An 11,978-nucleotide genomic window follows, 5' to 3' on the forward strand; every position below is an offset into this window, starting at 1 on the left:
CACTTATGCGATCGTCGGCAGCGTCAGAGGTGTTTAAGAGACAGGCACATGCTCCCCGACCCCAGCCCCACCGTCACCGTGGACGGCCTCCTGCTGCGCCCGCTGCGCGCCGCAGACGAGATCGCGGCGCGCGAGGCGGACGCCGAGCTGCACCGGGAGGGGTTCGACTTCCTGATGGCCGGCACCCGTTCCTTCCCCGCGATCCGCCGCGCGTTCGCCGCCGAGGCGCGCGGCGACGTCGAACCCGGCCGGGTGCCCGCCTCCTTCTACGTGGGCGTGGACGAGGCGGGCCATCTGGTGGGCCGGGTGTCCGTGCGGTGGGAGCTGAACGACGCGCTGCGCCACGTCAACGGGCACGTGGGCTACGCGGTGCGGCCCGCGTTCCGGCGGCGGGGCCACGCCGCGCGCCTGCTGCGCGGCACCCTGATGCTGCTGGCCGCACGCGGGGTGTCCACCGCCCTGCTCACGTGCGACGAGACGAACACCGCCTCCGTGGCCACATCCGCGCGTGCGGGGGCGTGCTGCGGGACCGGGTCGAGGCGGACCTCGACGGTGCACCCTTCCCCGTCCCGAAGCTGCGCTTCGACGTCCCCACGACGGCGGCCTGACCGGAGGAACGGCGACGACCGCGCCGCGCCGCCGGCCTCAGTAGGCCTTGACGCGCTGCTCCACGATCAGGTGGATGAGCGCGAACCGGCCCTCCTCCTGGACCGCCTTGAGCACCGCGTCCACGGCCGCCGGCACGTCCGCGTCCTGCTCCACGCGCACCCCGAAGCCGCCGAACGCCTGGGCCATGGCGGCGAAGTCGGGGTTCTTCAGCTGGGTGCCGGAGACGCGCTCGGGGTACTCGCGCTCCTGATGGGTGCGGATGGTGCCGTACTCCTGGTTGTCCATGACGATCACGAGGGGCTTCGCGCCGTACTGCGCGGCGGTCGCCAGCTCCTGGCCGTTCATGAGGAACTCGCCGTCGCCGGCGATGGTCACCACGGTGCGGTCCGGGAAGTTCAGGGACGCGGCCACGGCACCCGGCACCGAGTAGCCCATGGAGCCGTTGCGGGCCGAGATCATGGCGCGGTAGCCCTCGGTCGGGAAGTACCGGTGCGCCCAGTTGGTGTGCTCGCCCGCGCCGAGGGAGATCATCGAGTCCTTCGGCAGCTTCGGCACCAGGTTGGCCATGAGGGTGGCCATCTTCGCCTGGCCCTCGGACGGCTCGGCCGGGGGCAGGGTGGCGAACTTCTCCTGCTCGCCGCGCATGCGGGAGGTCCACTCCTCCCACTCCGGCTTGACCTCGAGCTCCATGCGGACGAGGTCGCGGATGAACACGTCCGGCTTGGCCACGATCTGGTGGGACACGGGGCCGGAGCGGCCGCGCAGGGACGGGTCGATGGTGACCAGGAAGTTCTTCTTGTCCCAGTTCTGGCGGATGGTGAAGCCGTTGGTCACGACGTCGCCGGGCACGGTGCCGACGAACACGATGAGGTCGGTCTCCTCGAGCATGTCGTAGGTCGGCTTCGGGCGGCCGTAGCCGATCGGGCCCACGTAGGACGGCGAGGAGAACGGCACGGTGCCCTCGCAGCGCCACTCGGCGGCGGCGGGGATCTTGTGCTCCTCGAGCCACGTCGTCAGGGTCTGCGCGCCCTCGTCCGTCCAGTCGTTGCCACCGGTGATGAACAGCGGCTTGTTGGACTCCTTGAGGGCGGCGTGCAGGGACTTCCAGTCCTCCACGGTCATGCCGCCCGGGGCCACGGGGATCTGCGGGTGCAGGTGCGCGTCGATCTCCTGGCGGATCACATCCTCCGGCAGGCCGACGACGACGGGCCCAGGCCGGCCCGAGCTCGCGGCGAACATGGCCTCGGCCACGATCTCGGAGGCGCGCTCCGGGTGGTCCAGGACCATCACGCGCTTCGCACCGGTGCCGAACCAGGCGTGCGGGTCGAACTCCTGGAAGGCCTCGCGGTCGCGGTGCTCGAACGGGATCAGGCCGACGAACAGCACGAGTGCCGTCGAGTCCTGCCACGCGGTGTGCAGGCCGACGTGGGCGTTCGCGGCGCCCGGGCCGCGCGTCACCATGGCGACGCCGGGGACCTCGTTCATCTTGCCGTCGGCCTCGGCCATGTACGTGGCGCCGCCCTCGTGGCGGCAGACCACGTTCTCGATGCCCGAGTCGTGCAGGCCGTCCAGGACGTCCAGGTAGGACTCGCCCGGCACGGAGTAGACGCGCTTCACGCCGTGGGACTCGAGGGTCTTGACGATGACGTGCCCGGCGGAGAGGCGACCGGTCGCCTGGGAGGTCTGGGACATGGAGGTCTCCTGTGCTGGTTCGGGGGCCCCTCCGGCCCCGTGGGTGCACCCCGCCGCGCAGACGGGGTCCGTGGGGGTCAGGGTACTGGACGGGACGGCGCCGGAGGCCACCCGATACGCGGCGTGAAGCCGGTGACGGGAGGGCGGACCCGCCGTACGCTTTCCCCATGCTCTCCGCGCCGACGCTCTCCCGCCTCGCCTCCCTGGCCGCGTTCCTGAACACCGCCCCCGGCCTGCGGGGCGGTCAGCCGGCCGACGAACGGTTCACCGCCGCCACGCAGCTGCCCTCCCTCGTCCCTGAGCTCCAGGAGGACGAGGTCCGCCTCCGCCTGGCCGCCGCCGCGGCCGTGCGTGGCCGCGAGCTCCGCGGCCGTCTGGCCGAGGTCTGGGCCCTCGCCGCCGGGGACGAGGCGGCCGCCGTGGAGCGCGTGAACGCCCTCCTCGCCGCGGCCGGCCCGCTGCGGCTGACGGCCGGGGGCGACGTCGTCGGGCTGGCCCCGGCGCAGGTCCCCGCCGACGCGGTGGAGCGGCTGGCCGCGATGGCCGCCCTCGCGCTGGCGGAGACCGCGATGGACGGCGAGCTGACCCGCCTGCGCGTGTGCGAGGGCGAGGACTGCGAGAACGCGCTCGTGGACGCCAGCCGGAACCGGTCCAAGCGGTTCTGCGACGAGGCCAACTGCGCCAACCGCACCCACGTGCGCTCCTACCGGGCACGCCTGGCCGAAGCGGCGGAGGCCACGCCCGCGACGGATCCGGCCGGGCCGGATGAGGTGGAGGCGCCGGAGGCCGTCGCGGACGAGGCCGCCGGGGGCGACGAGCCCCGCCGGGAGACCGAGAAGGAGAAGAAGGCCCGCAGGAAGGCGGAGAAGAAGGCCCGCAAGAAGGCGGAGAAGAAGTCCGGCAAGAAGAAGTCGGACAAGAAGAAGGACTGACTCGGCCCTGCCCGCCAGGTGACCCGGCGCTGAACATCGGGAGACGGGGCGGCCTCGTGGTTCCGTCAGCCGGCCGGACACCTCTAGCCTGCGAGGCATGAGCGAGCACTCCCCCGCCGCCCCCTCGTCCCTCGGACCCGCCCACCGCAAGGTCGGCGTCGTGGGGGCCGGCGGCGTCGGCACGGCGATCTGCTACGCGGCGCTGATCCGCGGCGTCGCCCGCGAGGTCGCCCTCTACGACATCGACGAGCCCAAGGTCCGCGCCGAGGTCCTCGACCTGGCCCACGGCACCCCGTTCACCTCTGCGTCCGCGATGACCGGCGGCGCGGACCCGGACGTCCTGGCCGGCTGCGAGGTCGTGGTGATCACGGCCGGCGCCAAGCAGAGGCCGGGGCAGACCCGCCTCGACCTCGGCGCGCACAACGTGGAGATCCTGCGCGGTCTGCTGCCCCAGGTGCAGGCGCACGCGCCGGACGCGCTGGTCGTGCTCGTCACCAATCCCGTGGACGTCCTCACGCTGGTGGCCCAGCGCCTCACCGGTCTGCCTGCCGGCCGGGTGATCGGCTCGGGCACCCTCCTGGACACGTCCCGCCTGCGGTGGCTGCTGGCGTCGCGGGCGCAGGTCCACGCGTCGTCGGTGCACGCGGCCATCCTCGGCGAGCACGGGGACACGGAGTTCCCCGCGTGGAGCTCGGCGCGCATCGGCCCGACGCCCCTCCTCGAGTGGCCGACGCCGGCCGACCCGCTGTTCACCCGCGCCGACCTGGACGAAGTCGCGGACACCGTGGTCAACGCGGCCTACGAGGTGATCCAGGGCAAGGGCGCCACCACGTACGCGGTCGGCGTGGCCACGACCCGCCTGCTCGAGGCGATCCTGCGCGACCAGCACGCCATCCTGCCGGTCTCCACCGTGCTCGACGGCGTCCACGGGCTCTCGGGGGTCGCGCTGTCCATGCCGTCCGTGGTGGGGCGCGACGGCGTCACGCGCGTGATCGAGCCGGAACTGGACGCGGCGGAGATGCGGGCGTTGCACGCCTCGGCGGACGCGCTGCGTCGGGAGGCGCGCAGCCTCGGGTTCTGAGGCGCCGGCCTCAGGCGCGCGGGGCGTCGCCTCCGGTGCCGCCCTGCGCGCGGCGCTCGGCGGCGGCCTGGGCGCGGCGGTCGGCGGCGGTCTTGCGGAACATCTCCTCGGAGGAGCGGTTGACGCCGGAGCCCTGGGAGAGGTGGTCCGGGTTCTCACGGGCGGCGAGCTGCAGCATGGCCACCACCACGAGCGAGGTCGTGAAGAAGACGCCGAAGGCGATCAGCGCGATGTCGATGCGCAGCGGATTCTGCGTGCCGCCGGAGGCCGTGATGCCGGCGATCACCCCACCGACCACGCCGAGCACGGCGGAGAAGACCAGCGGGCCCTTGACCGTGGTGCGCAGACCGCCGCGTGCCGGGCGGCCGGATCCGGCGCGATCGGCGGACGGGCGGGGGGACGGTGCGCTCACGGCGGGACTCCTGACGGCTGGGGGCGGCTGGGGCGGCACGGCCCGCACAGGCGCTCGGGGCTGAGGCCTTCGGGGCGCGGCGGACCGGAGCCAGTCTACGCGTCCGGCCGGCGGGTGGCCCCGCGGGGCCCCGAGGTCCTCCCCCGGCGAACGTCCGCCCCGCGGGTCAGGACGGCGACGTCGACCCGGTTCAGAGGCCCCTGGCCGTGCCGCGATCCCGGCGCACCTCGTGGTGGAAGCCGAGACCGGAGACCATCAGGAGCACCCCGATCAGGATCGCCCCGCCGCCGGCGATGCCGAGCAGGGCGTGCGGGCCGAAGCCCTGCAGGGCCGCCACGACCACGCCGCCCCCGGAGAGCAGGCCCACGAGCCCGGTCCACAGCTGGTCCCGCGCGGGGATGAACTCGCGGCGGTGGCGGGCCCACGCCACGAGCTCGGCGACCCCGCCGAGCACGAGGGCGGCGCCGGCCGCCACGCCCACCGCGGCCGGGGACCCCAGGAACAGCAGCACGATCACGCCGAGCATCCACGCGGCCGCCGCCAGCGACAGCGGGGAGCGCATGGCCACGGGCACCGGGTCGCGGCGCAGGTACTCCCACATCGCCGAACCGGAGAACGCCAGATACAGCGCGAACATGACCTTCATCCACGTCAGGCCCGGCTCGGCGACGAACACGGTGGTCAGACCGAACGCCAGCGCCACCACGGCGCGGATCAGGATCGGCTTGAACACCACGGACGAGATCTCGAGGGGGGTCTGCACGGTAGCCACCGCCCCAGTCTAGGAGCCGTGCGGCCGCGGCCCGGCCCGCGCGTCACCGCCCGGACGCGCTCACACGACGCCGAGCCGCATCCAGTCGTCGCGCCGGGCCCGCCAGCCGAGGGTGAGCGCCCGCATCCCCATGTAGACCCCCGCGAAGCCGAGCCAGAGCAGGCCCAGCTGCACGCCGGCGTCGGGCACGGCGGCGTTCGGTCCGGGCCAGACCGCGGTCCAGCCGAACCCGCCCGTGGCGAGCTGCGCGAGCACCCAGAGCGCCGGCGCGTAGACCACGAGGTTCACGAGGCCGGCGAGGGCGAGGTAGCGGGCGTCGCCGGCGCCGATCAGCACGCCGTCCAGCACGAACACGTACCCGGCCACCGGCTGCCCGGCGGCCAGCACCCACAGGCCCACGGTGGCGGCGGCCTGCACGGTCGGGTCCGTGGTGAACAGCCCCGGCAGCACCGGCGCCGCGAGGGCCAGGACGGCCCCAGTCACGACGCCGAAGCCCAGCCCCCAGTGCACCATCGTCCGGGTGAGGCGACGGGCGGCGTCCGGCCGGGCGGCCCCGAGCTCGGCGCCGATCAGGGCCTGCGCGGCGATCGCGAGGGCGTCGAGGGCGAACGCCAGCGTGGAGAACAGCGTGAAGACGAGCTGGTGCGCGGCGAGGGTGAGGTCGCCCGCGCCGGCGGCGGCCATGACGGTGATGAGGATGGCCGCGCGCAGGCTCGCGGTGCGCAGCAGCAGCCACGACCCCACCTGGGCCGTGGCGCGCATGCCCGAGGCACGGGGCGCCCACGCCGTGCCCGAGCGGCGGAAGCGCGGGGCCAGCACGAACAGGTACGTCACGAGCATCGCCCACTGCACCACGGACGTGCCGATGGCCGAGCCGGCCACGCCCCAGCCCAGCCCGTACACCAGGGCCACGTTCAGCCCGATGTTCGCGCCGAAGCCCACACCCGCCACCACGAGCGGCGTCACGGTGTCCTGGAGGCCGCGGAGCACCCCGGTGGCGGCGAGCACGGCCAGCAGGGCCGGCAGCCCCGGCATGGACCAGCGCAGGTAGGCGACGGCATGGGCCTGCACCTCGCCCGTCGCGCCGAGGGCCGCCGTCAGCGCGGGGGCCGCGAGCCAGCCGAGGACGGCCAGCACCGCGCCGAGCAGCAGGCCCAGCCAGATGCCGTCGCGGCCGCGGTCCATCGCGGCGGCCGGGTCCCCCGCCCCGATCAGCCGGGCCACCGCCGGGGTGGTGGCGTAGGCCAGGAAGATCATGAGGCCGGTGAGCGTGTGCAGGATGGTGGTGCCGATCCCGACGCCGGCCAGCTGGGCCGTGCCCAGGTGCCCGATGATCGCGGTGTCGGCCAGCAGGAACAGCGGCTCCGCGATGAGCGCGCCGAACGCGGGGACCGCGAGCGCGAGGATGCGCCGCGTGAGGGCGCGCGCGTCCTGCGGGGCGGGCGCCGCCGTCGAGCCGGAGGGTCCCGCCATCTCAGCCCAGCAGGGCCAGCAGCGGGGCCAGCGCCGTGGTCGGGGCCGTGGGCTCGGGCAGCGTGTCCGGCAGCAGGGGGGCCACGAGGTAGAGCATCGCGATGGCGATGCCGTTGTTCACCATGTGCAGCAGCACCGCGTACCCGAACGAGCGGCCCATCAGGATGTAGGACACCGTGATCGCCACCGCGAGGGTCAGGTACGGGACGGTCTCCACGAGCCGGAAGTCGCCGCCGGTGCCGAGGAAGTGCAGGAGTGTGAACGCGAGCACGGAGACCACGGCGCACACCCACACGTTGATCCAGCGGGAGAGCTTGCCGATCAGCAGGTGGCGGAACAGGTACTCCTCCACGAGCGGGGCGGCCACCACGGTCATGAGGATCATGAGCACGGGCGGGGCCTGCGTGGTCATCTCCTCGAGCGCGGCCTGGTTGGCGCTGGTCTGCGCCTCCCCGATGAGGCTCAGCACGATCACGTTCACGACGATGCACGCCAGCCACGTGGCGGGCAGCAGCAACAGCTTCCACCACGTGCCCGTGCGGAACACCCGCAGCGACGTCACGAGCGGGCGCCAGGCCACGGCCAGCACGAGCACCACGAGGATCGCGTAGCTGACGATGTTCACCGTGAACCCGTCGCGGACCAGGTCGAACGCCTCGAGGTCACCGGGGACCAGGCCGAGCGACACCGCCAGCCACAGCCCCAGCCCGAGCACCATGAGCGCCACGTACACGAGCACCACGACGGCGTCGCCCCAGTGGAACCGACCCGGGGTCCAGTCCGGCGCGGGGCGGGCCGCGGGCCGGCGGCCGGGCCAGCCGGCGGGGACGCCACCGGGGGCGCCGGGGTGCCCGTGCAGGCTCGGGGCGACGGCGGCGCGGCGGGCGGACGGCCGGCCCGACGGCGGCCAGCCGGCGGGCGGACCGGCCGGCGGGCCGGAGGGAGGAACGCTCATGGCGGCCACGCTACCAACGGGGGCGGACGCGCCAGGCCGCGGGCGCCGTCGTCGGGAGCGGCTCCGTGGCCCACGCCACGCCCGCGCGCCCGCGACACGCGCGCGGTGGCGGCGGGCCGACCGCCTCGTCTACGGTGCTCCCCATGGCCTTGTTCTCCCAGCCGGTGTTCATCAACCTCCCGACGACGGACCCCGAGCGGATCCGTGAGTTCTGGACGACCCTGGGCGCCACCGCGATGGACGACTACTCGGACGAGCACTCGGTGTGCATCGAGCTCACCGAGTCGACGTACGCGATGTACCTCAGCCCCGGCTACTACACCGACTTCATCGGCAACCGTGAGATCGCCGACTGCCTCACCACCAACTCCGCCCTCATGGCGCTGACCGTCGGCGACGCCGCGGCGGTGGACGCCCTGGCGGACCGGGCGATCGAGCTCGGCGCCGCCGAGGTGCCCCTGCCCGAGGACCTGCGCGAGGAGATGGCCGACTCCGGCATGCACTCCCGCGAGATCGTCGACCCGGACGGGCACCAGTGGGAGTTCATCACCACGTGACCTCGGCCGGGGCCCGCGTTCGTTGCCGAGACGACGGCCTCCCGGGGCGCTTCCCTTGCCGAAACGGGAGCCCGCCGGCTCAGGCGCCGAGTCGCCCGGTGAGGCGCGCGTGCATCGCCGCGGAGGCCTCGTTCAGCCCCGTCACCTCGGCGTGGATCCCGTGCCGGGCGTACTTGGTCAGCACCGAGTCGAGCGCGGCCACAGTGGAGGCGTCCCACACGTGCGCGGCACTCATGTCGATCACGACGCGCGGCGGGTCGAGGGCGTACTCGAACTGCGAGTAGAGGTCGTTCGAGGACGCGAAGAACAGGGCGCCGTGCACGCGATACGTGACGGCGTCGCCGTCGTCGTGGACCTCGCGGACCACCGTGACCAGACGCGAGACGCGCTGAGCGAAGAGCACCAGCGCAGCGAGCACGCCCACACCCACGCCGATCGCGAGGTTGTGAGTGAGCACCGTGGCCGCCACGGTCACGACCATGACGGCGGTCTCCGAGCGCGGCATCGCGCGCAGGGTGGCGGGGCGCACCGAATGCCAATCGAAGGTGGCGGCGGCCACGAACATCATCACGCCCACGAGCGCGGCCATGGGGATCTGCGCCACGAAGCCGCCGAAGGCCACCACGAGCACCAGCAGGAACACGCCCGCGAGGAACGTGGAGATCCGGGTGCGGGCGCCGTTCGCCTTGACGTTCATCATGGTCTGCCCCACCACGGCGCAGCCGCCCATGCCGCCGAACAACCCCGAGACCACGTTCGCGACACCCTGCCCCCAGGACTCGCGCGTCTTGTCCGAGCGGGTGTCGGTGATGTCGTCCACGAGCTTCGCGGTGAGCAGGGACTCGAGCAACCCCACGAACGCGATGCCGACGCTGAACGGCAGGATCAACCGGAGGGTCTCCCACGTCAGCGGGACGTCCGGCAGGCCGAGCACGGGCAGCGCATCCGGCAGCGCGCCCCGGTCCCCCACGCGCGGCACGGCCAGGCCGGCGGCCATCACCAGGGCGGTGACCACGACGACGGCCACGAGCGTCGCCGGCACCGCCGTGGTGAGCCGCGGCAACAGCACCACGATCGCCAGGGCCAACGCCGTGAGCGGGTACACGAGCCACGGGACGCCGATCAGCTCGGGCAGCTGCGAGGTGAACACGAGGATGGCCAACGCGTTGACGAACCCCACCATCACCGAGCGCGGGACGAACCGCATGAGCCGGGCCACACCGAACACGCCGAGCAGGATCTGGATGACGCCGCCGAGGATGATCGCGGCAAGCAGGTGCCCCACCCCGTACGCGTGGGACAGCGGTGCGACGACCAGCGCCACCGCCCCCGTGGCCGCGGAGATCATGGCGGGCCGGCCGCCCACGATCGCGGTGGTGACGGCCATGGTGAAGGACGCGAACAGCCCGACGCGCGGATCCACGCCCGCGATGATCGAGAACGCGATGGCCTCCGGGATCAGGGCGAGCGCCACCACGACCGCGGCCAACACCTCGGTGCCCAGCAGCCGAGGGCTGCGCAGGGTGCGCAGGACGGACTGCCGCTGGAGCGGCGTGAGGGCAGGCGGGGGCGCGGCGGGTAAGGCGGGCATGCTCCCGAGGGTAGCGGTGCGCGGGCGGGGTGCCCGCCGGTGAGCGGGCCCGCCCGCCACCCCTCACGCCGTCCGCATCACCCGCACGGGGTCGCGGAACGCGGCGAACGCCGCCGGGGCGAGGCTGGCCAGCAGCGCGGTGAGGGCGGCCAGCACGGCCACCGCCGCCACGAAGTCCACCCCCAGCGTCCCGCCCTGGCCGGCGACGACGGCGTACCCGGCTCCGGAGCCCAGCACGGCGCCCAGCAGCGCAGGCACGGCGGTGCGCACGGCCACGAGCAGGATCAGGTCTCCGCGGCCGATGCCGAGGGTGCGGCGGCGGCCGAGGTCGCGGCGGCGGATGAGGACGTCGGCGAGCACCACGATGGACACGAAGAACGCGCCGGCTCCGAGGATCAGCAGCAGCAGGGAGCGTCCGAGCCCGGCGAGCTCGCCGGTGATCACCTGGTTGCCGGCGGAGAGGGCACGGGCGGTCTGGATGGAGGAGGCGCGCGGGTCGGGGTCGATCACGGCGAGCGCGGCCTCCTGCATGGCGCGGGTGCCGGCGGTGTCGGCGGCGAGGACGCGGACCTGCTGCATCACGAGGGCGTCCGGGGCGGCGGGGACGGTGAGGGCGTAGCCGTCGAGGTCCTGGAAGGGGTCCTGGGCCTGGAACGCCCCGACGACGGCCCACTGGCCGCCGTCCGTGGCCTCGATCGCTCCGGAGGGCTGGGCGAGGCCGAGCTCGGCGAGCTTGGCCTCGGGGACCACCACCTCGCCGGGGGCGGGCAGGCGGCCGCGGGTCAGCACGATGCCACGGTCCAGGGTGCCGACCACGTTCGTCACGGCCACGCGGGCGCCGCCCCGGCCGATCCCGGTGTTCACGGCGTCCATGGGCGAGTCCCGGGCGAGGGCGGCCTCGGCGGTGTCGAGTCCGGCGAGGGTGGCCGCGGTGGCGCCGGTGAGGAAACCGGTGCCGCCGGTGTCGGTGACGGTGAGCACGCGGGCGCCGGGGCCGGAGAGCTCTGCGGCGACGGCCGCCTCGGTGGCGGCCTGCCTGCCCACGGTGGCCACGGCGGCGAAGCACATGGCGGCCACCACGAGCAGCACGAGGGCGGAGGGCACGGGAGAGGTGCGTGCGGCGGTGACGGCTTCACGCAGCAGGGTGCGCAGGTTCATGGGCGGTCCTCCCGGTTCACAGCCGCACCACCTCGTCGGCGCGGGCGACGACGGCGGGGTCGTGGGTGGCGACCACCACGGTGCGCCCCTCGGCGGCGGCATCGGCGAGGGCGTCCATGACGAGGCCGGCGTTGTCCGGGTCGAGGTTGCCCGTGGGCTCGTCCGCGAGGACGACGACGGGCGCGTTCACGAGGGCGCGGCACACGGCCACCCGCTGCGCCTGCCCGCCGGAGACCTGCCCGGGCCGGTGGTCGGCGCGGTGGGCGAGGCCGAAGCGCTCGAGCAGCGCCCGTGCCCGGTCCTCGAGCGTCTGGCGCTCCAACCCGGCGTAGAGGCCGGGCTCCACCACGGAGTCCAGGATGGGGCGGGACGGGTCCAGCTCCGAGTCCTGGAACACGAATCCCACGGAGGTGGCGCGCAGGCGGGAGCGCTCCCGGTCCGGGCGGGTGGAGGCGTCGACGTCGCCGAGGCGCACCACTCCGGAGGTGGGCGTGAGCATGAGCCCGAGCACGTACAGGAGGGGGGACTTGCCGCGCCCGGAGGGCCCGGGGAGGGCGGTGACGGCGCCCGGCGTGAACGCGTGGGTGAGGCCGTCGAACAGCTCCTCGGCGGCGCGGGTATAGGCTGTCTCTTCTACACCTCCGAAGGTGCCGACGAACGCATACGAGGGAATTATGGTGGGGGCGCGGCCAGTAAAAAAAAAAAGAGAAGGCGAATCTGAAGGTCGAGGAGAAGGAGAGAACAGT

12 protein-coding genes and 1 pseudogene are annotated in these 11,978 nt (G+C 73.9%); 5 read left to right on the forward strand and 8 right to left on the reverse strand.

Annotated features, from left to right (window positions below; genetic code table 11):
• Positions 1-48: 48 nt before the first annotated feature.
• Positions 49-456 (forward strand): annotated as a pseudogene (locus tag FLM69_RS09745) (GNAT family N-acetyltransferase); the annotation flags it as partial.
• 11 nt (positions 457-467) lie between these two features.
• Positions 468-608: a hypothetical protein gene (locus FLM69_RS11605; protein WP_231862038.1), complete on the forward strand. Its 141-nt coding sequence runs from the start codon at positions 468-470 to the stop codon at positions 606-608.
• Between the two features lie 37 nt (positions 609-645).
• On the opposite strand, the gene FLM69_RS09750 is transcribed toward FLM69_RS11605, so the two are convergent.
• A complete protein-coding gene (locus FLM69_RS09750; RefSeq protein ID WP_036384667.1) occupies positions 646-2,301 on the reverse strand; it encodes a thiamine pyrophosphate-dependent enzyme in 1,656 nt (551 codons plus the stop codon).
• A gap of 167 nt (positions 2,302-2,468) precedes the next feature.
• On the opposite strand from FLM69_RS09750, the gene FLM69_RS09755 reads away from it, so the two are divergent.
• Positions 2,469-3,233, forward strand: coding sequence for a CGNR zinc finger domain-containing protein (locus FLM69_RS09755; RefSeq protein ID WP_036384669.1), 765 nt, complete (start codon positions 2,469-2,471; stop codon positions 3,231-3,233).
• 97 nt (positions 3,234-3,330) lie between these two features.
• Entirely contained in the window at positions 3,331-4,314 is a 984-nt protein-coding gene (locus FLM69_RS09760; RefSeq protein WP_036384671.1) for an L-lactate dehydrogenase, read from the forward strand.
• Between the two features lie 10 nt (positions 4,315-4,324).
• Here FLM69_RS09760 and FLM69_RS09765 read toward each other — a convergent pair whose 3' ends face one another.
• The 4 genes from FLM69_RS09765 to FLM69_RS09780 form a co-directional block, all read right to left on the reverse strand.
• Positions 4,325-4,726, reverse strand: coding sequence for a hypothetical protein (locus FLM69_RS09765; RefSeq protein WP_036317513.1), 402 nt, complete (start codon positions 4,724-4,726; stop codon positions 4,325-4,327).
• 190 nt (positions 4,727-4,916) lie between these two features.
• A complete protein-coding gene (locus tag FLM69_RS09770; protein ID WP_010079963.1) occupies positions 4,917-5,498 on the reverse strand; it encodes a hypothetical protein in 582 nt (193 codons plus the stop codon).
• Positions 5,499-5,558: 60 nt separating this feature from the next.
• Positions 5,559-6,971 (reverse strand): MATE family efflux transporter, encoded by a 1,413-nt coding sequence (locus FLM69_RS09775; protein WP_036385008.1) that lies wholly within the window; start codon positions 6,969-6,971, stop codon positions 5,559-5,561.
• Position 6,972: 1 nt separating this feature from the next.
• Positions 6,973-7,926 carry a CPBP family intramembrane glutamic endopeptidase gene (locus tag FLM69_RS09780; protein ID WP_012751117.1) on the reverse strand — a complete coding sequence of 318 codons (954 nt, stop codon included), beginning with the start codon at positions 7,924-7,926 and terminating at the stop codon, positions 6,973-6,975.
• 143 nt (positions 7,927-8,069) lie between these two features.
• Between FLM69_RS09780 and FLM69_RS09785 the strand changes: the two genes are divergently transcribed.
• Complete coding sequence (locus FLM69_RS09785) at positions 8,070-8,483, forward strand: VOC family protein (protein WP_041103417.1); 414 nt, start codon at positions 8,070-8,072, stop codon at positions 8,481-8,483.
• 79 nt (positions 8,484-8,562) lie between these two features.
• On the opposite strand, the gene FLM69_RS09790 is transcribed toward FLM69_RS09785, so the two are convergent.
• The 3 genes from FLM69_RS09790 to FLM69_RS09800 form a co-directional block, all read right to left on the reverse strand.
• Positions 8,563-10,074: a SulP family inorganic anion transporter gene (locus FLM69_RS09790; RefSeq protein WP_020621737.1), complete on the reverse strand. Its 1,512-nt coding sequence runs from the start codon at positions 10,072-10,074 to the stop codon at positions 8,563-8,565.
• Between the two features lie 63 nt (positions 10,075-10,137).
• The gene (locus FLM69_RS09795) at positions 10,138-11,232 is read right to left on the reverse strand and encodes a hypothetical protein (RefSeq protein ID WP_049147055.1); all 1,095 of its coding nucleotides are present in this window, start codon (positions 11,230-11,232) and stop codon (positions 10,138-10,140) included.
• A 16-nt stretch (positions 11,233-11,248) separates the two neighbouring features.
• Positions 11,249-11,905, reverse strand: a complete 657-nt coding sequence (locus tag FLM69_RS09800; protein WP_141844055.1) for an ABC transporter ATP-binding protein — start codon at positions 11,903-11,905, stop codon at positions 11,249-11,251.
• Positions 11,906-11,978 lie beyond the last annotated feature (73 nt).

The sequence above is a fragment of the Micrococcus sp. R8502A1 genome (assembly GCF_006704135.1).
Taxonomy (GTDB): Bacteria; Actinomycetota; Actinomycetes; order Actinomycetales; family Micrococcaceae; genus Micrococcus; species Micrococcus luteus.